This is a genomic window from Enterobacter mori (genome assembly GCF_025244905.1).
GTDB lineage: Bacteria > Pseudomonadota > Gammaproteobacteria > Enterobacterales > Enterobacteriaceae > Enterobacter > Enterobacter mori_A.
On sequence record NZ_CP104285.1, the window covers coordinates 2572823 to 2595995 of the forward strand.

At 52.1% G+C, this 23173-nt stretch carries 17 protein-coding genes and 2 tRNA genes; 7 read left to right on the plus strand and 12 right to left on the minus strand.

Going from position 1 to position 23173, the window contains the following annotated elements:
- Positions 1-33: 33 nt before the first annotated feature.
- On the minus strand, positions 34-1662 hold the full coding sequence (oppA, locus tag N2K86_RS12190; RefSeq protein WP_010433002.1) for an oligopeptide ABC transporter substrate-binding protein OppA: 1629 nt from the start codon (positions 1660-1662) through the stop codon (positions 34-36).
- 769 nt (positions 1663-2431) lie between these two features.
- Positions 2432-3079: a YchE family NAAT transporter gene (locus N2K86_RS12195; RefSeq protein ID WP_010433000.1), complete on the minus strand. Its 648-nt coding sequence runs from the start codon at positions 3077-3079 to the stop codon at positions 2432-2434.
- A gap of 478 nt (positions 3080-3557) precedes the next feature.
- Here N2K86_RS12195 and adhE point away from each other — a divergent pair, with 478 nt between their 5' ends.
- Positions 3558-6236 carry a bifunctional acetaldehyde-CoA/alcohol dehydrogenase gene (gene adhE, locus N2K86_RS12200; RefSeq protein ID WP_100166115.1) on the plus strand — a complete coding sequence of 893 codons (2679 nt, stop codon included), beginning with the start codon at positions 3558-3560 and terminating at the stop codon, positions 6234-6236.
- Positions 6237-6311: 75 nt separating this feature from the next.
- Here the strand turns inward: adhE and tdk are convergent, their stop codons facing one another.
- Positions 6312-6926: a thymidine kinase gene (gene tdk / locus N2K86_RS12205; RefSeq protein WP_100166114.1), complete on the minus strand. Its 615-nt coding sequence runs from the start codon at positions 6924-6926 to the stop codon at positions 6312-6314.
- Between the two features lie 550 nt (positions 6927-7476).
- Between tdk and hns the strand changes: the two genes are divergently transcribed.
- On the plus strand, positions 7477-7890 hold the full coding sequence (gene hns, locus N2K86_RS12210) for a histone-like nucleoid-structuring protein H-NS (RefSeq protein WP_003856724.1): 414 nt from the start codon (positions 7477-7479) through the stop codon (positions 7888-7890).
- A 205-nt stretch (positions 7891-8095) separates the two neighbouring features.
- On the opposite strand, the gene galU is transcribed toward hns, so the two are convergent.
- The 3 genes from galU to rssA all read right to left on the minus strand — a co-directional run bounded on the left by galU (position 8096) and on the right by rssA (position 11212).
- Positions 8096-9004: a UTP--glucose-1-phosphate uridylyltransferase GalU gene (galU, locus tag N2K86_RS12215; RefSeq protein ID WP_010432990.1), complete on the minus strand. Its 909-nt coding sequence runs from the start codon at positions 9002-9004 to the stop codon at positions 8096-8098.
- 199 nt (positions 9005-9203) lie between these two features.
- Positions 9204-10217 (minus strand): two-component system response regulator RssB, encoded by a 1014-nt coding sequence (gene rssB, locus N2K86_RS12220; protein WP_042716774.1) that lies wholly within the window; start codon positions 10215-10217, stop codon positions 9204-9206.
- Between the two features lie 92 nt (positions 10218-10309).
- Positions 10310-11212, minus strand: coding sequence for a patatin-like phospholipase RssA (gene rssA / locus N2K86_RS12225; RefSeq protein WP_260658775.1), 903 nt, complete (start codon positions 11210-11212; stop codon positions 10310-10312).
- Between the two features lie 114 nt (positions 11213-11326).
- Between rssA and N2K86_RS12230 the strand changes: the two genes are divergently transcribed.
- The 4 genes from N2K86_RS12230 to N2K86_RS12245 all read left to right on the plus strand — a co-directional run bounded on the left by N2K86_RS12230 (position 11327) and on the right by N2K86_RS12245 (position 13038).
- A complete protein-coding gene (locus tag N2K86_RS12230) occupies positions 11327-11785 on the plus strand; it encodes a YchJ family protein (RefSeq protein WP_071985429.1) in 459 nt (152 codons plus the stop codon).
- 48 nt (positions 11786-11833) lie between these two features.
- Entirely contained in the window at positions 11834-12676 is an 843-nt protein-coding gene (purU, locus tag N2K86_RS12235; protein WP_023312104.1) for a formyltetrahydrofolate deformylase, read from the plus strand.
- A 157-nt stretch (positions 12677-12833) separates the two neighbouring features.
- A tRNA-Tyr gene (locus N2K86_RS12240) sits at positions 12834-12918 on the plus strand.
- 35 nt (positions 12919-12953) lie between these two features.
- A tRNA-Tyr gene (locus tag N2K86_RS12245) sits at positions 12954-13038 on the plus strand.
- A gap of 76 nt (positions 13039-13114) precedes the next feature.
- Here N2K86_RS12245 and N2K86_RS12250 read toward each other — a convergent pair.
- Positions 13115-13558: an Lrp/AsnC family transcriptional regulator gene (locus N2K86_RS12250; protein ID WP_260658776.1), complete on the minus strand. Its 444-nt coding sequence runs from the start codon at positions 13556-13558 to the stop codon at positions 13115-13117.
- Positions 13559-13665: 107 nt separating this feature from the next.
- Here N2K86_RS12250 and N2K86_RS12255 point away from each other — a divergent pair, with 107 nt between their 5' ends.
- Positions 13666-14562: a DMT family transporter gene (locus N2K86_RS12255; RefSeq protein ID WP_260658777.1), complete on the plus strand. Its 897-nt coding sequence runs from the start codon at positions 13666-13668 to the stop codon at positions 14560-14562.
- Here the strand turns inward: N2K86_RS12255 and narI are convergent.
- The 5 genes from narI to N2K86_RS12280 all read right to left on the minus strand — a co-directional run bounded on the left by narI (position 14559) and on the right by N2K86_RS12280 (position 22997).
- The gene (gene narI / locus N2K86_RS12260; RefSeq protein WP_010432973.1) at positions 14559-15236 is read right to left on the minus strand and encodes a respiratory nitrate reductase subunit gamma; all 678 of its coding nucleotides are present in this window, start codon (positions 15234-15236) and stop codon (positions 14559-14561) included. The two genes, N2K86_RS12255 and narI, sit on opposite strands and share 4 nt — an antisense overlap.
- The gene (gene narJ / locus N2K86_RS12265) at positions 15236-15946 is read right to left on the minus strand and encodes a nitrate reductase molybdenum cofactor assembly chaperone (RefSeq protein ID WP_260658778.1); all 711 of its coding nucleotides are present in this window, start codon (positions 15944-15946) and stop codon (positions 15236-15238) included. The genes narI and narJ overlap by 1 nt, the downstream gene beginning before the upstream one ends.
- Entirely contained in the window at positions 15943-17478 is a 1536-nt protein-coding gene (narH, locus tag N2K86_RS12270) for a nitrate reductase subunit beta (RefSeq protein WP_108417808.1), read from the minus strand. The genes narJ and narH overlap by 4 nt, the downstream gene beginning before the upstream one ends.
- Complete coding sequence (locus N2K86_RS12275; protein ID WP_260658779.1) at positions 17475-21218, minus strand: nitrate reductase subunit alpha; 3744 nt, start codon at positions 21216-21218, stop codon at positions 17475-17477. Before N2K86_RS12275 ends, narH begins: the two co-directional genes overlap by 4 nt.
- Before the next feature lie 381 nt (positions 21219-21599).
- Positions 21600-22997: a NarK family nitrate/nitrite MFS transporter gene (locus N2K86_RS12280; protein WP_260658780.1), complete on the minus strand. Its 1398-nt coding sequence runs from the start codon at positions 22995-22997 to the stop codon at positions 21600-21602.
- Positions 22998-23173: the final 176 nt, after the last annotated feature.

Consider the following 23173-nt stretch of genomic DNA (forward strand, 5'->3'; position numbering starts at 1 on the left):
GTGGGGCGAGTACCCTCGCCCCACTCATTGCCATTAATGCTTGATAATATAAAGATTCTTAACAGAAATATTATCCAACGGGTCTTTACCGGTATAACCCCCTACCCACGGTTTCACCAGACGGGCGTTCACGTAGTAGTAAACCGGTACAATTGCCGAGTCTTTATCGAGTTGTTCTTCTGATTTCGCGTACAGCTCTGCACGTTGCGCATCGTCAGTCACTTTCAGCGTATCGCCGATAATCTTGTCGAAAGCCGGGCTCTTATAGTGTGCAGTGTTATTCGAACTGTCACTGAGCATCGTGTTCAGGAAGGATGTCGGTTCGTTGTAGTCCGCACACCAGCCAGCACGTGCCACGTCGAACGTGCCCTGATGACGGGTATCGAGGAAGGTTTTCCACTCCTGGTTTTCCAGTTTGACGTTCGCCCCCAGGTTTTTCTTCCAGATGGACGCGACGGCAATAGCCAGTTTTTTATGCAGATCTGACGTGTTGTACAGCAGGTTAAACGTCAGAGGCTTGTCGGCGGTATACCCTGCTTCTGCCAACAGTTTTTTGGCTTCTTCGTTACGTTTTTCCTGTGACCATTTGAACCACTCAGGTTCAACCAGTTTCATACCGTCGGTGTAAGGCGGAGTGTAGCTGTAAGCGGGCAGATCGCCCTGGTTTTTCACCTTGTTAACAATGATATCGCGATCCAGCGCCAGCTTCAGCGCGGTACGAACGCGCACGTCGGTGAACGGTGCTTTCTGGTTGTTAATTTCGTAGTAGTACGTGCACAGGTACGGATCGACGTGAACTTCTTTCGGGATCTCTTTTTTCAGTTTCTGGAACAGTTCAATCGGCATGTTGTTATAGGTCATGTCGATCTCGCCGCTGCGGTAGCGGTTAACGTCTGTCACTTCAGAAGAAATTGGCAGGTAAGTCACCTGATTGATCACGGTTTTCGCGTTGTCCCAATACTGCGGGTTACGCTCCAGAACCATACGTTCGTTGACCACCCAGTCTTTCAGCTTATAAGCACCGTTGGTCACGATATTGGCTGGCTGCGTCCATTTCTCACCAAATTTCTCCACGGCGGATTTTGGTACCGGGGAGACGGACGGGTGAACAAGCAGCTTATAGAAGTACGGAACAGGTTCGCTCAACGTCACTTCAAAGGTATTAGCATCAATGGCTTTTACGCCCAGATCGGTAACAGGTTTTTTGCCTGCGATAATGTCATCAATATTGGCGATGTGACCATACTGCAGATAGCTCGCATACGGAGAGGCGGTATTTGGATTCGCCAGGCGCTGCCAGCTATACACGAAATCTTCGGCGGTGACCGGAGTGCCGTCGGACCATTTAGCATCTTTACGCAGATGGAAGGTCCAGACTTTGAAATCTTTGTTTTCCCATTTCTCAGCCACGCCCGGAGCCGGGTGGCCGTCTACGTCAGTGACCAGCAGACCTTCGAACAGATCGCGGTTAACGTTCGACTCAGGAACCCCTTCAATTTTGTGCGGGTCCAGAGACTGAACTTCCGCACCGTTGTTACGCACCAGCGTCTGTTTTTCAGCCAGTTGCACCCCTGCAGGCACATCCGCAGCCATTGCGTTGCCCGCGATTAGCGCAGTTAAAATCCCCGCCGCTACCAGATTTTTTTTTGTGATGATGGTCATTGTGTTGGTACTCCACTCATTATAATTACTGGCCTTCGCCAGCTGTGTAATCCCCTTTTGGGGCCTGTACAGCGCAGGAGTTTTTTTATGCTGCTGCCAGGTTCTTTTTTCTACTTCTTGCTATCACCGACTTTTTTATTACTGACCGCTCGTATGGCCGTCTTGCGTCGATTCTTAACACGCCGCCCCGTCTGCGACGTGTTATGGATTTCTGAGACGAAACTATATGAAAATAATTCTCATCTACTTGTTTAATTCTGCAAAATATAAGGCCGGAAAGTATCAAATGGCGCAAACACCCGCCAATACATTTTGCAAATTTGTTAAGCAATTCTCTTTTACGAAGGATGCAGCTTCTCTGAAAATCGTCTTACCGGACAGCAGTTATCAAAAAATCAATGTATATTCAATAAGATGTAAAAAATCTTCTCTGCACGCACTTCGCTGCGTCACCTTAGTCAGATTTTGCACAAAAATTTAACAACTGGTTATTATTTAGCACATTCTTCTAGGGGAGCATTGAAATTACTAATATCATTTCGGATATCACTCAGCAAGCCCCAGACTATCATGTGAGTAAAATAACAGAGCATTCGAAGGATTTATGTGCAGGCGGGTGGGTAAGAAAGAATTAACTCGTTGAAATACAAGTAAAGTAAATTATTAGTAGAATTTATTATGTCATGTTCACATTTCAACTTTATTATATGATTTGCTGATAATGACGTAAAAAAACGGAGCCCCTGGCTCCGTCCTTTCATATGAAGTTTTAATGCAATAACCCGGGGAAAATGCTTTTAATGCCGGTAACGATAAACTCAATACCCAACGCCATCAGTAGCAGACCCATGATACGGGTAATAACGTTGATGCCTGTTTGCCCTAACAGCCGCACCAGCCAGGGGGCCATGCGGAATACGCCCCAACAGCAGAGCGCGAAAAGCGCAATCGCCACGGAAAAACCGATCAGGTGCATCAGACTGTGATAGCGCGTCCCCCACACTATCGTCGAGCTAATGGCCCCCGGACCCGCCATCAGCGGCAAGGCCAACGGAACGACACCGATACTTTCACGGACCGCCGTTTCTGATTTCTCCTGTTTGTTCTGTTTATCCTCACCCAGCTTACCGCTGATCATCGACATGGCGATGGTGACAACCAGGATCCCGCCCGCAATACGGAAGGAATCAATAGAGATACCGAATAACTGCAGAATGGCGTCACCCAGGTAAAGCGACGTCAGCAGAATAATCGCTACCGATAAGTTTGCCGTCAGGTTGGTTTTATTTCTGGCAACGGCTGTCTGGTAGCTGGTCATACTGATGAAGACAGGAATAATCCCCACTGGGTTCACCAGTGCAAACAAACCAATAAAAAACTTAAAATATGTAGGGAAATCAAAGAGCGTTTGAATCACATTTAGCTCCGCTAATGAGCATGTTCAGGGACAGAAAATATGTCATGATAAAACCGCGCTGAAGATACGCTTTTTTGCAGCATTCTTCACCAGAAATCTGTGCCAAAACGTTATCATTTCATGATGTTAAACATTTGTAGAATCAATGATAGCGTCACTTCCAATAGTTACGTAATTATTTAACAGTGGAAAATTCTTGGCGAAATAGGCTGCTGAAAGGTATCAGCTTAGGGAAAAATTGATGCAGATCATGATTTCCGTACTCAGAAGTGAGTAATCTGATTACGCCGCCAGGGAGATCACCTATCAAAAAGGTATGATGCTAAGGTAAGGCTCTTTTAGTAAATTAGTGAACTGGAGCAAGAAGTAAGCCCTTGTTTTACTGTGTGTTACGCAAGTGGTATCGGGTCTGACTATACTGTGTGACGTATCGAGCGCTGGTTTACTAAAAGAGTTTAAACATTATCAGGAGAGCATTATGGCTGTTACTAATATCGCTGAACTGAACGCACTCGTCGAGCGCGTTAAAAAAGCCCAGCGTGAATATGCCAATTTCACCCAAGAACAGGTTGATAAAATCTTCCGCGCGGCCGCACTGGCTGCTGCAGATGCTCGAATCCCTCTCGCTAAAATGGCCGTTGCCGAATCCGGTATGGGTATCGTTGAAGATAAAGTGATCAAAAACCACTTTGCTTCAGAGTATATCTACAACGCCTATAAAGATGAGAAAACCTGTGGCGTGCTGTCTGAAGACGACACTTTTGGTACCATCACTATTGCAGAACCTATCGGCATCATTTGCGGTATCGTTCCAACCACTAACCCAACGTCTACTGCTATCTTCAAATCACTGATCAGCCTGAAGACCCGTAACGCAATCATCTTCTCCCCGCACCCACGTGCAAAAGACGCGACCAACAAAGCAGCAGATATCGTTCTGCAGGCTGCAATTGCCGCTGGCGCACCAAAAGATTTGATTGGCTGGATTGATCAGCCGTCTGTTGAACTGTCCAATGCACTGATGCATCACCCGGACATTAACCTGATTCTGGCGACCGGTGGTCCTGGTATGGTTAAAGCCGCGTACAGCTCCGGTAAACCAGCCATCGGCGTAGGCGCAGGTAACACCCCTGTTGTTATCGACGAAACGGCGGATATCAAACGTGCCGTTGCGTCTGTACTGATGTCAAAAACCTTCGACAACGGCGTGATCTGTGCGTCCGAGCAGTCTGTTGTGGTTGTTGATTCCGTATACGATGCCGTGCGCGAACGTTTCGCAAGCCACGGCGGCTACCTGCTGCAGGGTAAAGAGCTGAAAGCCGTTCAGGACATCATCCTGAAAAATGGCGCACTGAATGCTGCTATCGTAGGTCAACCAGCATACAAAATTGCTGAGCTGGCAGGCTTCACCGTTCCGGCAACAACCAAGATCCTGATTGGTGAAGTGAAAGTTGTCGATGAAAGCGAACCGTTCGCTCACGAAAAACTGTCTCCAACTCTGGCAATGTACCGTGCGAAAGATTTCGATGACGCGGTTGAGAAAGCAGAGAAACTGGTTGCCATGGGCGGTATCGGTCACACCTCTTGCCTGTACACTGACCAGGATAACCAGCCAGAACGTGTTGCTCACTTCGGTCAGAAGATGAAAACTGCACGTATCCTGATCAACACCCCTGCTTCTCAGGGTGGTATCGGTGACCTGTACAACTTTAAACTCGCACCTTCCCTGACTCTGGGTTGTGGTTCCTGGGGTGGTAACTCCATCTCTGAAAACGTTGGTCCAAAACACCTGATCAACAAGAAAACCGTTGCTAAGCGAGCTGAAAACATGTTGTGGCACAAACTTCCGAAATCTATCTACTTCCGCCGTGGCTCTCTGCCAATCGCGCTGGATGAAGTGATTACTGATGGCCACAAACGTGCGCTCATCGTGACTGACCGTTTCCTGTTCAACAACGGCTACGCAGATCAGATCACCTCTGTGCTGAAAGCCTCTGGCGTTGAAACTGAAGTCTTCTTTGAAGTTGAAGCTGACCCAACCCTGAGCGTTGTTCGTAAAGGTGCTGAACTGGCAAACTCCTTCAAACCAGATGTGATTATCGCACTGGGTGGCGGTTCCCCAATGGACGCCGCGAAAATCATGTGGGTCATGTACGAGCATCCGGAAACCCACTTCGAAGAGCTGGCACTGCGCTTTATGGATATCCGTAAACGTATCTACAAGTTCCCGAAAATGGGCGTGAAAGCGAAAATGATCGCTGTCACCACCACTTCCGGTACCGGTTCAGAAGTGACGCCGTTTGCGGTTGTAACTGATGATGCAACAGGTCAGAAATACCCACTGGCTGACTACGCGCTGACTCCAGATATGGCTATCGTTGATGCCAACCTGGTTATGGATATGCCGAAATCACTGTGTGCCTTCGGTGGTCTGGATGCCGTGACTCACGCCCTGGAAGCTTATGTGTCTGTACTGGCGTCTGAATTCTCCGACGGTCAGGCTCTGCAAGCTCTGAAACTGCTGAAAGAGAACCTGCCAGCCTCTTACAACGAAGGGGCAAAAAACCCGGTAGCGCGTGAGCGTGTACACAGTGCTGCAACCATCGCAGGTATCGCGTTTGCGAACGCCTTCCTGGGTGTTTGTCACTCCATGGCACACAAACTGGGTTCTCAGTTCCACATTCCTCACGGTCTGGCGAACGCCCTGTTGATTAGCAACGTTATCCGTTATAACGCGAACGACAACCCAACCAAGCAGACTGCATTCAGCCAGTACGACCGCCCACAAGCACGTCGTCGTTACGCTGAAATCGCTGACCACCTTGGTCTGAGCGCACCGGGTGACCGCACTGCTGCGAAGATTGAGAAACTGCTGGCATGGCTGGACAGCATCAAAGCTGAGCTGGGTATTCCTAAATCTATCCGTGAAGCAGGCGTTCAGGAAGCTGACTTCCTCGCTCACGTAGATAAGCTGTCTGAAGACGCATTTGATGACCAGTGTACGGGTGCTAACCCGCGCTACCCACTGATCTCCGAGCTGAAACAGATTCTGCTGGATACCTACTACGGTCGCGAGTTCAAAGAAAATGACACTGTCGCTGCAAAAGTTGAAGCGCCTGTTGTTAAAGCTGACAAAAAAGCGAAGAAAAGCGCTTAATTGACAGCCTAATAAAAAACCCGCCAATGGCGGGTTTTTTTATGTCTGCCGATCAGCAAAGAAATCTGTTCAGACCTATTTCCGATTATCACTCTGGATAGCCGTCAGTGAACCTACAACAAGTGCTTCTTTATAGTGCTTGCGGCAGACCGATACATAGCGCTCATTGCCCCCTATAACGACCTGCTCGCCATCCGCGTAGGGTTTCCCCGATTGGTCGAGACGAAGCACCATACTGGCTTTACGGCCGCAGAAACAGATAGTCTTCAGCTCAACGAGCTTATCCGACCATGCGAGCAAATACTGGCTGCCAGCAAATAACTCACCGCGAAAATCGGTACGTAGACCATAACAGAGTACGGGAATATCCAGTTCGTCAACGACGTCAGAAAGCGCATGAACCTGTTCACGCGTCAGGAACTGGCTTTCATCTACCAGAACACAATGGATGGGCTTAGCGGCATGTTCAGTGCGGATATCATCCAGTAAATCCGTTTGCGGGTTATACAGCCTTGCTGGCGACGAAAGTCCTATTCTTGAGCTTACCTTCCCTGCACCAAAGCGATCGTCGATTTCAGCGGTGTATACAACGGTGCGCATCCCCCGCTCTTGATAATTGTATGAGGATTGCAGTAACGCCGTCGATTTCCCTGCATTCATTGCCGAATAGTAGAAATAAAGTTGTGCCATTGGCCGAAGAACCCTAATCAATGTGTAATATTCCCGATGAATCATTGTACCATATTTTGTCCCGTCATCAGCGATACACCGCACAGACTATGCCGCTTAACCCGTGATTAACCCTCGGTAGTTTTAGAAAATAATGCGTTAAAACATACATTAAACGCTTACCGGGCTGCCAATAAGCAACATATGCAGCCAAACATAACACTTCTTTTTATACTGGAATCTACGTTCATTAAAATTCACTATTTATTAACTATTCTTGTCTTAGTCGCGTGTCCCTGAAGTAATACAAAAGGCTGATATTTATCAGCCGCAACTATAATTCCTGAGGGAAATGTCACAAAATCAAACATGCTTACCGCTGGTTTTTGCCGTTCGACGTGAAATCATCAGACCAGACAAACGGCGAAATTTAAGTTAGCGTAATTAATAATAGCGACGACGATTTCGTATTTTTTGAATTCCTTACATTCCCACCTATTGCACAACTCAATTTATCGCTCTATTATTAGGACAACAAACCACCCCCCATTATAAGTTTGAGATTACTACAATGAGCGAAGCACTTAAAATTCTGAACAACATCCGTACTCTTCGTGCGCAGGCAAGAGAATGTACCCTCGAAACGCTTGAAGAAATGCTGGAAAAATTAGAAGTTGTAGTTAATGAGCGTCGTGAAGAAGAAAGCGCAGCTGCTGCTGAAATCGAAGAACGCACTCGTAAACTGCAGCAATATCGCGAAATGCTGATTGCAGATGGTATCGATCCAAACGAATTGCTGAACAGCATGGCTGCGGCTAAAACCGGTACCAAAGCAAAACGCGCTGCTCGTCCAGCTAAATATAGCTACATTGATGAGAACGGCGAAGAGAAAACCTGGACCGGCCAGGGTCGTACTCCAGCTGTTATCAAGAAAGCAATGGATGAGCAGGGTAAACAACTGGATGACTTCCTGATCAAGGATTAATCTGAATCTATTTGCAAAAATCCCGCTAAATGCGGGATTTTTTTTACGCGAAATTCCGCTGAGCAACCCTTTACACTCTGTCATATGTCGCCACAGACTATTTAATGTCTTTTACAATCCCTCTCCAGCGGCCACTGAGCCTCGTTATGGACATAAAAAAACCGGTGGGCATCGCCACACCGGTCTTGTACAACTGAGTATCAGGCTATTTCTTAATACCCACGTTTTCTTTGAGCCAGGCTTTAAACTCTTCGCCCAGCGTATTGTGGCGAATACCATATTCAACGAATGCCTGCATATAACCGAGTTTATTACCGCAGTCATGGCTCTTACCTTTCATATGGTAAGCTTCTACGGTTTCTTTTTCGATCAGCATATCGATGCCATCGGTCAACTGGATTTCATCGCCAGCTCCCGGAGGCGTTTTTGCCAGCAGCGGCCAAATCTCAGCACTCAATACATAACGACCTACAACCGCCAGATTAGATGGCGCGACGTCCGCTTTTGGTTTCTCAACGACACCCACCATCGGAACGCTTTCGCCAGGCTCCAGGTTAACGCCCTTGCAGTCCACAACACCATAAGCAGTAACGTCTTCTACAGGCTCAACCATGATCTGGCTGCTGCCGGTTTCGTCGAAGCGCTTGATCATCTCAGCCAGGTTATCCTGAGACAGATCTGATTCAAATTCGTCCAGAATAACATCCGGCAGAATAACAGCGACCGGCTCATCACCCACAACCGGGTGTGCACACAGCACAGCATGACCCAGACCTTTCGCCAGCCCCTGACGAACCTGCATAATGGTGACGTGTGGAGGACAAATAGACTGAACTTCCGCTAACAGCTGGCGCTTAACACGTTTTTCCAGCATCGCTTCAAGTTCAAAACTTGTATCAAAATGGTTTTCGATAGAGTTTTTAGATGAATGCGTAACCAGCACAATCTCAGTAATCCCTGCCGCGATACATTCATTAACGACGTACTGGATTAATGGCTTATCAACTAAAGGCAGCATCTCTTTAGGGATTGCCTTCGTTGCTGGTAACATCCTGGTCCCCAATCCCGCTACCGGGATGACGGCCTTTCTGACTTTCGAATTTAGGGCAGCCATTCAAATTCTCCTGAGCTGTTCAAGTTTTGAACTTTTATGCATTAAATAACGCGTTGAGTATATCAGCCTCAGCCTTTAGTACGGGTCTGAAATGAACGCGTAGCCGATCAATTAGGATAAATACGCATGAATCTGGCAGCGATAGTAGCACCGCCAACTAAACACTGGAAAAGCAATCTCAAGAATAAAACTCAACTGCTTATTCCGTGGACAACATTAAGCGCAACCGCCCGCCTGCACCCCAAATTTGGCACTGCCAGGAGGAACAGCGATGGCTAATTTGATTGAGGTAAGCCGTCCCCAGTGTTCCCAGCGGTACGCCGTTACTCACCTGAATATGATGCTCCCCAGTATTCAGAGAAGCGTTTAAACCCGCAGAGACAAGAATCAGATTTTTGAGTCCGCTGTGATAATAACCAACGAGAAGCGGAAACTGCCCAGGCAAATTAGCCTGGCGGAAAAGTTGATTTACTTGTTTAAGCAAACTGCCTAACTCAGGAAGCCGCTGTCCCTGATGGGATAACTGCTCCTGCAATAATCCATTAAATAGCGCACGAAGTAACAATGCGGCTAAAACACCATTGTCACCTGCCCGGGTCACGTCCAGACAATAAAAGGCAAGATCGGAATCGGATAACGGCGCAATATCGAGCACCAGACCATGCTGATCTGCCGCCACGAGTTGTCGATAATTTATCCGGCAATGGGAAAGCGTTTGTTGTACCGGCGGCTGAAGCTCTTGTAACAATTTGGCTGCGGCAAGGGGATTACTGACCAACGCATCCCAGTCCTGAAACAGACGCTCTTCTTCCTCAACGCGGGAATTGAACATGTTGGGATAAAGGCAAGCGAGCACCGTCTCACGCAGACGATTCAAATCCTTGACGGGCTTCAGCAGAATATCCTGTACCCCCAGACGTAGAGCTTTCGCGATATCCGCCATATTCTCCGTCGCAGAGATCACCAGTACAGGCATCTGGTTTCCTTCATTGCGAAGATGCTCAACCAGTTTCAGGCCATTCATTCGCGGCATCGCGATGTCGCAGATCATCAAGTCCGGCGCAATAGAGGTCATTTTCTCCAGCGCGTCGATGCCGTCCTCGGCAAGAGAAGTATCCGCACCCAGTGAGGATAACCACGAATCCAGCAAAGAGCGGAAAACGGGCTCGTCTTCAACGATTAAAATGTGTTTTCCGACCAATGGCTGCGTCATGGTTCCTCCCCTGGCTGACAGTTACTCAATAGTGGCATGCTATTGGGACTATCGCCTGTCAGATTTTGCTGAAGTAATCAAATAAAGGATGCTTAAAGTGCTGTTCGCACAAATGGCAACAATTCATCTATTTTCTTTTCGACGGCTAAGGAACCCGCTGAAATCGCGGCCTCAGCTCTATGGAAATCAAGGGTAGAGATTTGAGGACAATAGGGTTGAATCAGAATATCGGGAGGATCGCCAGCCATACGGTTTCGCTTCAGGCGATTCTCAAGTACCTGAATGGACGTGGTCATTATTTCCAGGGCGGTGGGTGCCGTTACTGCTCGGCGAGCTGTCAGGCGGCCAATCCTTCCGCGCAAACGCGCATGCCAGGCGAGCTTCTCACCTTCGGCATCATCACTTTGAAGATTAACGGGCATGAGGTCTTGCTGCATCAGGTGGGCATCATGTTGCAAGTCCACGGCAATCACAATATCCGCCCCCATGGCACGCGTCAGGGATACGGGAACCGGGTTTACTACCCCGCCATCGACCAGCCAGTAGCCGTTATGGGGCACAGGAGCCATTAATCCCGGCATGCTGCAGGACGCACGGACAGCAAGATGAAGATCGCCTTCGGTGAGCCACAGCTCACGTCCTGTACTGAGATTCGTGGCCACCGCGCCAAACGGCAACTGGCAGTGGGTAAAGTCATCAAGAGGCATAATCTGACGGAACTGATTAAACACGCGCTCGCCGCGCAGCAGGCCGCCACGCTGCCAGGAGAGATCCATCAGACGCAGCACATCCCAGTAGCTGAAGGAACGCACCCATCTCTCAAGCTCTGGTAGTTTACCGCAGGCATATGCTGACCCGACCAGCGAACCAATCGAACAGCTTGCAACGATATCAACGTCAATACCCATCTGTTTCAAGGCGTTGATAACGCCAATATGCGACCAGCCTCGGGCTGCACCTGAGCCTAACGCCAGTCCAATTTTTACTTTTCTCATTAGCCCTGTTTTACTTCCACTGGATCCCCAACATAGCGTCAACGCAACAGCTCAGTTAACATAGTGCTACCCTAAGCGTTAAACGCCCTTATTTTTTGTTCCAGGAAGAGAATCGTGTCTCAACTCTGCCCCTGTGGTAGCGCTCTGGAGTATAGCCTATGTTGCCAGCGATATCTTACTGGCGAGCAGGTTGCTCCAGACCCGTCACACCTGATGCGTTCGCGGTATACTGCTTTTGTGATCAAAGACGCAGATTATTTAGTCAAGACCTGGCACCCCACTTGCCATGCAGCTGATTTTCAGCAAGACATTGAAGCGGGCTTCGCCAATACCCACTGGCTCGGTCTCACGGTCTTTGATTCAGCCCCCGGTCGTGATGAAAACGAGGGTTACGTGAGTTTTGTTGCCCGTTTTACCGAGCAGCACAAACCCGGCGCCATTATTGAACGTTCCCGTTTCTTAAAGGAAAGCGGGCAATGGTATTATATTGACGGAACGCGCCCCCAATTCGGTCGTAACGATCCCTGCCCTTGCGGTTCAGGTAAAAAATTTAAAAAGTGTTGCGGGCAGTAGTGCCTGACAACCCAGACTTCGCAAATACACAAACAGGATTTCCCGGCGATGCAATCACTACAACGTAAAGTTCTGCGCACCATCTGTCCCGATCAAAAAGGGCTGATCGCACGAATTACCAACATTTGTTACAAACATGAACTGAATATCGTGCAGAACAACGAGTTCGTTGACCACCGTACCGGTCGCTTCTTTATGCGCACCGAGCTTGAAGGTATTTTCAACGACACGACCCTGCTTGCCGATCTGGATAGCGCCCTGCCGGAAGGTTCCGTGCGTGAGCTGACGCCTGCTGGCCGTCGTCGCATTGTGATCCTGGTGACCAAAGAGGCACACTGCCTGGGCGACCTGCTGATGAAAGCCAACTACGGCGGTCTTGATGTCGAAATTGCCGCTGTTATCGGCAACCACGAGACGCTGCGTACGCTGGTCGAGCGGTTTGATATTCCGTTTGAACTGGTTAGCCACGAAGGTCATACCCGTGAAGAGCACGACGATCTGATGGCGCAGGCGATTGAAGCGCATAATCCAGACTACGTGGTGCTGGCGAAATACATGCGCGTGTTAACCCCCTCCTTCGTGGCGCGTTTCCCGAACAAGATTATCAACATCCACCACTCGTTCCTTCCCGCCTTTATCGGCGCGCGCCCGTACCACCAGGCGTACGAGCGCGGCGTGAAGATCATCGGTGCGACGGCCCACTACGTAAATGACAACCTGGATGAAGGTCCCATCATCATGCAGGACGTGATTCATGTGGATCACACCTATACCGCGGAAGACATGATGCGCGCTGGGCGCGACGTAGAGAAAAACGTCTTAAGCCGTGCGTTGTATCAGGTGCTTGCCCAACGCGTCTTCGTTTACGGCAACAGAACCATCATTCTTTAATCTTTCGGAAAATGAATTGATTAGCTTTGCACCTTTGCGGATAAAAAGCAGGCAAACAGCGTCATTTCCCTAAAGGAATGCTTTACAGGGGCGTCTCATTTGATATGATGCGCCCCGCTTCCAACAGGAAGCAGGCCAATAAAAAGCATTACCCCGTGGTGGGGTTCCCGAGCGGCCAAAGGGAGCAGACTGTAAATCTGCCGTCATCGACTTCGAAGGTTCGAATCCTTCCCCCACCACCATCTCTCAGCATTACCTCAAAATTTGAATTACCCCTGGTGGGGTTCCCGAGCGGCCAAAGGGAGCAGACTGTAAATCTGCCGTCATCGACTTCGAAGGTTCGAATCCTTCCCCCACCACCATCACTTCCCCCAACATAAAAACCGAGTCCGCCTTTGTAGGCCGGGTAAGGCGCAGCCGCCACCCGGCGAAAGATGGCTACATCGGTGGCAAACGACGCCTGACCGGCGAGCTTTTCACAATCGACGTATTACACTGGGCATGCTCTGCCAGGCCGTCCAGCAACACATCCAGTTGCTCTATCGATCTCACCACCAGCCTAATCACAAAACAGTCCTCGCCAGTCACTTTGTCGCTCTCTATACACTCCGGCATTGCCTGAATGTACTTATCCACCTTATGCAACAGGCCCGGCAATGGGCGCACGCGCACCAGCGCCTGTAAGGTGTATCCCAGCGCCACCAGATTCACCCGCGCCCCATACCCCTGAATCACACCGCGCTCTTCCAGCCGCTTCAGGCGCTCTGCCGTACTGGGTGACGTCAAACCGATACGCCCGCTGAGCACCTTCAGGGACATACGTGCATCCTCAACCAGACAGGCTAATATTTGCCGATCGATATCATCAAGCGGGTATTCCATCACTTTCACCTAATTTTAAAAAGTCATTGACCTGTTCCACCTTATCTAACCCCTGTAAAACCTGACAGCTATTTTCGACAATAACGTCACTAATCAGGAGGTGGGTGATGCGTGATTTACATAAAGGCGTCTGGCAAATGAGCCTGGCGATGTTAATTTCCGGCTCTATCGGTGCGTTTGTTTTACTTTCCGGTCTGCCGGTAACGGAAGTGGTGTTCTGGCGCTGCGTCATCGGCGCGGTTACGCTTTATGTGTTCATCCGATTAAGTCGAAAGCCCTTCAGTCCCCTAACCCGCACCACGCTGCTGCTGGCCATTTTTGGCGGCGTGGCATTAGTGGTGAACTGGCTGCTGCTCTTCGCAGCCTATGAACGGATCTCGATTGGCCTGTCCACCGTGGTCTATAACACCCAGCCGTTTATGCTGGTGATGATGGGGATGCTTTTAGGCGAACGCGTCAGTCTGGTGAAGTGGGGTTGGTTGATCCTCGCCTTCGGCGGCGTGGTGATATTGCTTTCCAGCGAGCTGAGCGGCACGCATGGCAGTGAATGGCTCGCAGGTATCGGGCTGTCGCTGAGTGCAGCATTCTTTTACGCGCTGACTGCCATTATCGCCCGAAAACTACAATCCATCGCACCGCAGCATATCGCCTTTATTCAGGTCATGACTGGGGTGGTAATGCTTCTTCCGCTGGCGCATATGCCTTCCCTTTCGGGCGATTTCCCCTGGACGATATTGCTGACGTTGGGCATTGTCCATACCGGCATCATGTACCAGTTGCTGTATAGCGCCATTCAGAAACTCCCCACTCCAGTCACCGGCTCCCTGTCGTTTATCTATCCGGTGGTCGCCATTGTTGTTGATAATCTGGTATTCGGACACTCGATGAACCTGACACAGCTTGCGGGCGGCGCGCTGATTTTGTTTGCCGCAGCGGGCAACAACCTGGGCTGGGGCGAAAAAAAACCCCGCGAGCGCGGGGTGGGTATCAAAACGGCGAATTAGCGACGGGCACGCACAATCTGGTATTTGCGCGTCAGGTACTCTACCGGCGCGCTCCAGATGTGCACCAGGCGGGAGAACGGGAACAGCACAAACAGCGTCATTCCCAGCACCAGGTGCACGCGGAAGATAAAGGCCACGCCGTCCAGGTGTTCAGAAGCGCCGCCGTGGAAGGTCACCACGGACTGCGCCCAGCCGACCAGCTTCATCATTTCGCTGCCGTCCATATGCTGAGCAGAGAACGGAATCGTCAGCAGACCCAGCGCACACTGCACCATCAGCAGGGAGAGGATCAGGATGTCCGCAGCGGTCGTGGTGGCACGCACGCGCGGGCTGAACAGACGACGTTTCAGCAGCAGCAGACCGCCGACCAGACACATCACGCCGCTGGCACCGCCCGCAAACATCGCCATTTTCTGCTTCACTTCAATCGGCAGCCAGGCTTCGTACATCCAGTGCGGTGTCAGCATACCCAGGAAGTGACCGGCAAAAATCCCCAGGATCCCGATATGGAACAGGTTTGAGGCGAGGTTCATCCCCTTGCGGTCCAGCATCTGGCTGGAGGCCGCCCGCCAGGTATACTGGCCATAGTCATAACGCAGCCAGCTTCCCACCAGGAATACGGTGCCCGCGATATACGGGTAAATGTCAAAGAAGAACATATTCAGGAAGTGCATTATTGCCGTCCTCCGTTAGAGATATTCAAATATTGCGGAGCAACGGCCCCGGCAAAACGACGCTGGTGAGCGGAGATTTCAGACTCGCCGCAGTTCTGGTCAGCAAAGAACTTCACCTGCTCTTCTTCCCAGACCGCATCAAGCGCCTGCGGGGTGTCATCGCGAGCTTCATCCGCGATTTTTTCCGCCACTTTTTCGCTATCAACGGCGGCGTTAGCCAGCTTCACCAGCAGGTCAAAGAGCACCGCATAAGCACTTTCGCGCTGCTGAAGACGCGCGGCGAGCAGCGCCAGGATCGGTGCAATATCCTGTAAACCGCCCAGCGCCTCTTCTTTTGGCAGCTGCGCCAGATATTCCAGGTAAAGTGGCAGGTGGTCTGGCAGTTCGCGGCTGTCGAGCTGCAGGCCGTGCTGCTCGTACTGGGACATCAGGTCGACCATCGCCTGACCACGATCGCGGGATTCACCGTGGACGTGTTCAAACAGCAGCAGCGACGTAGCGCGCCCGCGGTCAAACAGCTGGCTGTAGTCCGCCTGCGCGTCCAGGAGATCGCGTGCTAACAAATCGCGGAGGAAAACGCCCAGCTTCTGGGCATCCTCTTTATCCAGGTTTTCAGATGACGCGAGTGCATCAAAGAGTTCCTGCTGATGCTGCGCAAGCGCAGCATCCGGGTACTCGAGCAGACGCGAAACAATGACGAGTTCAATCATTGGTGCGGCTCCGTTTTGCTGGTCACATCCATAGCGTCGATGCGGCGGCTGTTGAACAGGTTGAATTTGGTGTCTGAGCCGTGGCAACCGTCACCGAAGCTAAAACCACATCCGTTTTTCTCCGGGAAGGCATCACGCGCCTGCTCGCGGTGGCTGCTCGGTACGACGAAACGGTCTTCGTAGTTCGCAATCGCCAGATAGCGGTACATCTCCTGCGCCTGTGCTTCGGTCAGACCGACCTCTTCCAGCGCACGGGTATCGGTAACGCCGTCCACGGTCTCTGCACGTTTGAAGTGACGCATTGCCAGCATACGCTTCAGCGCCAGCAGAACCGGCTGGGTATCGCCTGCGGTCAGCAGGTTCGCCAGGTACTGAACCGGAATACGCAGGCTTTCCACATCCGGCAGAATGCCGTTGCCGCCCAGCTCACCCGCGTCGGCAGCAGACTGAATCGGAGACAGCGGCGGCACGTACCAGACCATCGGCAGCGTACGATATTCAGGATGCAGCGGCAGGGCCAGCTTCCAGTCCATCGCCATTTTGTACACCGGAGACTGCTGCGCCGCGTCGATCACGCTCTGCGGCACGCCGTCCTTCAGCGCCTGCTCGATCACTTTCGGATCGTTCGGATCGAGGAAAACGTCCAGCTGACGCTGGTACAGATCTTTTTCGTTTTCGGTGCTTGCTGCCGTTTCAATCGCGTCCGCGTCGTACAGCAGCACGCCGAGGTAGCGAATACGGCCCACGCAGCTTTCTGAACAGACGGTCGGCATACCGGCTTCAATGCGCGGATAGCAGAAGATGCACTTCTCTGACTTGCCGCTCTTCCAGTTGAAGTAGATTTTTTTGTACGGACAGCCGGTGATGCACATGCGCCAGCCGCGGCACTTGTCCTGGTCGATCAGGACGATGCCGTCCTCTTCACGCTTGTAGATGGCACCGCTCGGGCAGGTTGCCACACATGCCGGGTTAAGGCAGTGCTCGCACAGACGCGGCAGGTACATCATGAAGGTATTCTCGAACTGGCCGTACATCGCCTTCTGCATATTCTCGAAGTTTTTGTCTTTCGACAGCTTCTCGAATTCACCGCCCAGATCGTCTTCCCAGTTCGGGCCTTTCTCGATCTTATCCATGCGCTGCCCGGTGATCAGGGAGCGAGGGCGCGCAATCGGCTGATGTTTACCTTCTGCGGCGTTATGCAGGTTCTGATAGTCAAAATCAAACGGCTCGTAGTAATCGTCGATGCCCGGCAGATGCGGGTTAGCGAAGATTTTCCCCAGCAGCATGGCACGGTTACCCATGCGCGGCTGGATTTTGCCGTTGATTTTGCGGATCCAGCCGCCCTTGTATTTCTCCTGGTCTTCCCAGTTGGTCGGGAAACCGGTGCCTGGCTTGGTTTCAACGTTGTTGAACCAGGCATATTCGGTACCTTCACGGCTGGTCCAGACGTTTTTACAGGTGACTGAGCAGGTATGACAGCCGATGCATTTATCCAGATTCAGCACCATGCCGACTTGTGAACGAATTTTCATTTTACGCTCTCCTGTACCTGGTCATTACCTTCGCCGTCTAACCAGTTAATATTCTTCATCTTACGTACCACCACGAACTCATCGCGGTTAGATCCTACGGTGCCGTAGTAGTTAAAGCCGTAGGCCAGTTGCGCATAGCCACCGATCATGTGGGTCGGCTTCGGCGTAATACGGGTGACCGAGTTATGAATACCGCCGCGCTGCTCGGTGATTTCTGAGCCAGGTATGTTCACGATACGTTCCTGCGCGTGGTACATCATGGTCATCCCCGCAGGCACTCGCTGGCTAACCACTGCGCGAGCGGTCAATGAACCGTTGCTGTTGAAGACTTCGATCCAGTCGTTATCCACAATGCCCAGATCTTTGGCATCCGCTTCGCTCATCCAGACAATCGGACCGCCGCGACCCAGCGTCAGCATCAGCAGGTTGTCGCTGTAGGTGGAGTGGATCCCCCACTTCTGGTGCGGCGTCAGGAAGTTCAGCGCTTTCTCAGGGTTACCGTTGGACTTCTCGCCCATCACCGCTTTCACCGAACGGGTGTCGATTGGCGGACGGTAAACCAGCAGGCTCTCACCGAAATCACGCATCCACTGGTGATCCTGATACAGAGACTGACGGCCGGTCAGGGTACGCCATGGGATCAGCTCGTGAACGTTGGTGTAGCCCGCGTTATAGGAGACGTGCTCATCTTCCAGACCAGACCAGGTCGGGCTGGAGATAATTTTGCGCGGCTGGGCCTGAATATCGCGGAAGCGGATTTTCTCGTCTTCTTTGTTCAGGGCCAGATGCTTGTGGTCGCGACCGGTGATTTTACTCAGCGCTTCCCAGGCTTTTACTGCGACCTGGCCGTTGGTTTCCGGTGCCAGGGTCAGGATCATCTCTGCGGCATCAATCGCCGTGTTCAGCATTGGCTGGCCTTTCGCCGGGCCGTCTGCTTTGGTGTAATTGAGCTTACGCAGCAGGTCCATTTCGCTCTGGGTGTTCCAGGCGATCCCTTTCCCGCCGTTGCCGATTTTCTCCATCAGCGGGCCGATAGAGGTAAAGCGTTCGTAGGTCGCCGGGTAGTCACGTTCTACCGGAATGATGTGCGGCGCCGTCACACCCGGGATCAGATCGCACTCACCTTTTTTCCAGTCCTTGACGTCCAGTGGCTGCGCCAGTTCGGCAGCGGAGTCGTGCTGGATTGGCAGCGTCACCACGTCGGTTTCTTTACCCAGGTGCCCCACGCAGACTTCAGAGAATTTCTCGGCGATGCCTTTGTAGATTTCCCAGTCGCTTTTGGATTCCCACGCCGGGTCAACGGCAGCAGACAATGGATGAATAAACGGATGCATATCCGAGGTATTCATGTCATCTTTTTCATACCAGGTTGCCGTCGGCAGAACGATATCAGAGTACAGGCAGGTGCTCGACAGACGGAAATCCAGCGTCACCACCAGATCCAGCTTGCCGTCCAGACCGTTATCTTTCCATTCAACTTCTTCAGGCTTCACGCCGCCCTGCTTGCCGAGATCTTTGCCCTGAATACCGTGTTCCGTACCGAGCAGATACTTCAGCATGAACTCGTGACCTTTACCGGATGAACCCAGCAGGTTTGAGCGCCAGATGAACAGGTTGCGCGGATGGTTTTTACCGTTTTCTGGCTGTTCCGCCGCAAAGCGAATCGAACCTTCCTTCAGCGACTTAACGGTGTAGTCCACCGGGGTCATGCCTGCCTTCTTCGCCGCTTCCGCAATGCGCAGCGGGTTGGTGCCCAGCTGCGGAGCCGACGGCAGCCAGCCCATACGTTCCGCACGCACGTTGAAGTCAATCAGGTGACCGCTGTAGCGGGATTTATCCGCCATTGGCGACAGCAGTTCATCTGCGGTAACCGTCTCGTAGCGCCACTGGCTGGAGTGGTTATAGAAGTAGGAGGTGCTGTTCATGTGGCGTGCCGGACGCTGCCAGTCGAGGGCAAACGCCAGCGGCTGCCAGCCGGTCTGCGGACGCAGTTTTTCCTGGCCAACATAGTGCGCCCAGCCGCCGCCGCTCTGCCCCACGCAGCCGCAGAAAATCAGCATGTTAATCAGGCCGCGGTAGTTCATATCGAGGTGATACCAGTGGTTCAGACCGGCACCGACGATGATCATGGAACGACCGTGAGTCTTGTCAGCGTTTTCCGCGAACTCACGCGCGATGCGGGTGATCTGCGCGCGCGGCACGCCGGTGATCTGCTCCGCCCAGGCCGGGGTGTACGCTTTCACGTCGTCATAGCTGGTTGCGCAGTTTTCGTCGTTCAGACCGCGCTCAAGGCCGTAGTTCGCCATGGTGAGATCGTAAACGGTGGTGACGAGCGCCGTTGAACCATCGGCGAGCTGTAGACGCTTCACCGGCAGTTTGTGCATCAGAACGTTATTCAGTTCAACCTTGTTGAAATGCTCGGTACCTTCGCCGCCGAAGTACGGGAAGCCGACGTCTGCGATCTCATCCTGGCTGCCCAGCATGCTCAGGCGCAGTTCGGTCTCTTCGCCCGTCGTGCCGTTACGCTGCTCCAGGTTCCATTTGCCCTTTTCGCCCCAGCGGAAACCGATAGAGCCGTTTGGCGCAATCAGTTCGCCATTGCTGTTGCAGGCAACGGTTTTCCACTCAGGATTATTCTCCTGGCCCAGAGCATCCACCAGGTCAGCGGCGCGCAGCATGCGGCCCGCAGCATAGTAGCCATCACGCTCTTCGAGCATGACCAGCATCGGGAAATCGGTGTAGCGACGCACGTAGTCAGTGAAGTACTGGCTTGGTTTATCCAGGTGGAACTCGCGCAGCATGACGTGGCCCATCGCCAGCGCCATCGCCGCATCGGTGCCCTGCTTAGGTGCCAGCCACAGGTCGCACAGCTTGGCTATTTCCGCATAGTCAGGGGTAATCGCAACGGTTTTAGTGCCTTTGTAACGCACTTCGGTAAAGAAGTGGGCATCCGGGGTACGGGTCTGCGGAACGTTAGAGCCCCAGGCCAGAATGTAGCTGGAGTTATACCAGTCGGCGGACTCCGGCACGTCGGTCTGCTCGCCCCAGGTCTGTGGGGACGCAGGCGGCAGGTCGCAGTACCAGTCATAGAAGCTCAGGCAGGTCCCGCCAATCAGGGAGAGATAGCGCGCGCCAGATGCGTAGGAGACCATCGACATCGCCGGGATTGGCGAGAAGCCCGCCACGCGGTCCGGGCCGTAGGTTTTGACGGTGTAGACGTTAGACGCCGCAATCAGTTCGTTCACTTCTTTCCAGGAGGAGCGAACGAAACCACCGCGCCCGCGAGCCTGCTTGAAGCTTTTCGCTTTGTCGGCATCTTCAATGATGGATGCCCATGCATCAACCGGATCGCTGTGCTGGACTTTCGCTTCACGCCACATTTTCATCAGGCGCTTACGCATCAGAGGGTATTTCAGGCGGTTAGCGCTGTAGAGATACCAGGAGTAGCTTGCGCCACGCGGACAGCCGCGCGGTTCATGATTCGGCAGGTCTGGACGCGTGCGCGGGTAGTCGGTTTGCTGGACTTCCCAGGTCACCAGACCATTCTTGACGAAAATCTTCCAGCTGCACGAACCCGTGCAGTTGACGCCGTGGGTAGAACGGACCACTTTGTCATGCTGCCAGCGCTGGCGATAGCCATCTTCCCAGTCGCGGTTGGTCTCCAGAAGCTGACCGTGCCCATCGGCAAACGTCTCGCCCTTCTGCTTGAAGTAGCGAAACCGGTCTAAAAATTTGCTCATCGGGTATCTCCTGTGTGGAGCCTGTGGCTCTCTAAATCGACATTGCTGATTTGCTGCGAAGGTAACGCTCTGAAAGCGGAGGAGAATTGATAACGATCAAGGCTGGCGGGGTATGTGAAGGTGGGGGTTACATCAAATACCACCAAAGCGGTATAAATGTAAATTTCTCATCACTATGATTAATATAGATATTTTATATTTATCGTACAAAAAGCAGGGCTAAATTTAACATATCAGGTATTAAGGGGTAGACCCCGCTGGAAAGCGATGGCGATCACAGTGTTACCTGCAGGCTGCCGATGTAAACGGCATCAGTATGTTGTAACTATTTTCAGTGTAAAAAAAACGCGGCCCGAAGGCCGCGCAAACGGATAATCACACTTACTTATTTTTCTTGGTATTACGGCCATATACCAGCCACGTAATCACAACGCAGGCGATATAGAAGACGAGGAATACTTTCATGGCCCCTGCCGGAGAGCCGGTCAGGTCCAGTGAGATACCGAACGCTTTCGGGATGAAGAAGCCACCAATTGCGCCAATCGCAGAGATAAAGCCCAGTGCAGCAGCGGTGTCGGTCGCCGCTTCACGCATGGCCTGCTCTTCGGTGCCGCCCTGCGCTTTTACGCGATCCATGGTCAGCTTACGGAAGATGACGGAGATCATCTGGAACGTGGAGGCACTTCCCAGCCCGGCCGTCAGGAACAGCACCATAAACACGCTGAAGAAGGCGATAAAGTTGCCGCCCTGCCCGTTAGCTGGCAGCGTCAGGAACAGCAGCGCGCAGAAGATTGCCATCACCATGAAGTTCACCAGCGTCACGCGCGTCCCGCCCAGACGGTCGGAGATCATCCCGCCAAGAGAACGTGCCAGCGCGCCAACAAATGGACCAAAGAAGGCAAACTGCAGGATCTGCACGTCCGGGAACTGGGTTTTTGACAGCATGGCGAAACCCGCAGAGAACCCGATAAACGAGCCGAACGTTGCCAGATACAACAGCGCCATAACCCAAAGGTGACCGCGTTTCAGGACCGGTAACTGTTCGCTCAGAGACGCCTTCGACGCGGACAAATCGTTCATAAAGAACCAGGCCGCCAGCGTGAAGACCACCAGGAACGGCACCCAAATCCAGGCCGCGTTCTGCAGGAACAGAGAAGAACCATCCGGCTGGGTCACACCGCCGCCGCCAAAGGCCGCAAAGATGGAAACCGAAATCGCCAGCGGGGCAATCAGCTGCATCACGCTCACGCCCATGTTCCCCAGACCACCGTTAATCCCCAGCGCACCACCCTGCTTCGCTTTTGGGAAGAAGAAGCTGATGTTCGCCATGCTGGAGGCAAAGTTTGCGCCAGCAAAGCCGCACAGCAGAGAGATGATCACAAACACGCTAAACGGCGTGGAGGTATCCTGCACCGCAAAACCGAGCCACACGCACGGCACGATCATGATGCCGGTACTGAAAGCCGTCCAGCGGCGTCCGCCAAACACCGGCACCATAAACGCATAAGGCACACGCAGCAACGCACCGGACAGGGACGGCAGCGCGGTCAACATAAACAGCTGATCGGTCGTAAAGGTAAAACCGACCTTTGGCAGATTTACCGCAACTGCACTAAACAACATCCATACGCAAAACGCTAACAGCAGGCACGGAACGGAAATCCATAGATTACGACTTGCTACACGATGGCCGCGCTGTTGCCAGAACGCCGGATCCTCTGGTCGCCAGTCTGTAATAACGGCACCATTTTCCCTTTCGGGAGCGGATGAGTGACTCATAGACACCTCTGATTCTCGAATGATGCTGCAAACATTAGGGTTTTAGGGCGGCGGTAAGTTGATATAAATCAAAGGAAAAGTGCGGGGTTTTGTGGCGAAAAAAAGGTCATTACTCTTAGTGAGTAGAAGAAAGCGGTAAAAAAGATGTGGTTTTTCACGGTGCTGAGCCATCCTGG

Excerpts from the sequence above, each read along its gene's own strand:
- tdk (WP_100166114.1), bottom strand. The coding sequence starts at position 6,926 with ATGGCACAACTTTATTTCTACTATTCGGCAATGAATGCAGGGAAATCG.
- N2K86_RS12280 (WP_260658780.1), bottom strand. The coding sequence starts at position 22,997 with ATGAGTCACTCATCCGCTCCCGAAAGGGAAAATGGTGCCGTTATTACA.
- hns (WP_003856724.1), top strand. The coding sequence starts at position 7,477 with ATGAGCGAAGCACTTAAAATTCTGAACAACATCCGTACTCTTCGTGCG.
- N2K86_RS12250 (WP_260658776.1), bottom strand. The coding sequence starts at position 13,558 with ATGGAATACCCGCTTGATGATATCGATCGGCAAATATTAGCCTGTCTG.
- rssB (WP_042716774.1), bottom strand. The coding sequence starts at position 10,217 with ATGACGCAGCCATTGGTCGGAAAACACATTTTAATCGTTGAAGACGAG.
- oppA (WP_010433002.1), bottom strand. The coding sequence starts at position 1,662 with ATGACCATCATCACAAAAAAAAATCTGGTAGCGGCGGGGATTTTAACT.
- narJ (WP_260658778.1), bottom strand. The coding sequence starts at position 15,946 with ATGATTGAACTCGTCATTGTTTCGCGTCTGCTCGAGTACCCGGATGCT.
- N2K86_RS12255 (WP_260658777.1), top strand. The coding sequence starts at position 13,666 with ATGCGTGATTTACATAAAGGCGTCTGGCAAATGAGCCTGGCGATGTTA.
- N2K86_RS12275 (WP_260658779.1), bottom strand. The coding sequence starts at position 21,218 with ATGAGCAAATTTTTAGACCGGTTTCGCTACTTCAAGCAGAAGGGCGAG.
- galU (WP_010432990.1), bottom strand. The coding sequence starts at position 9,004 with ATGGCTGCCCTAAATTCGAAAGTCAGAAAGGCCGTCATCCCGGTAGCG.
- narI (WP_010432973.1), bottom strand. The coding sequence starts at position 15,236 with ATGCACTTCCTGAATATGTTCTTCTTTGACATTTACCCGTATATCGCG.
- rssA (WP_260658775.1), bottom strand. The coding sequence starts at position 11,212 with ATGAGAAAAGTAAAAATTGGACTGGCGTTAGGCTCAGGTGCAGCCCGA.
- purU (WP_023312104.1), top strand. The coding sequence starts at position 11,834 with ATGCAATCACTACAACGTAAAGTTCTGCGCACCATCTGTCCCGATCAA.
- adhE (WP_100166115.1), top strand. The coding sequence starts at position 3,558 with ATGGCTGTTACTAATATCGCTGAACTGAACGCACTCGTCGAGCGCGTT.
- narH (WP_108417808.1), bottom strand. The coding sequence starts at position 17,478 with ATGAAAATTCGTTCACAAGTCGGCATGGTGCTGAATCTGGATAAATGC.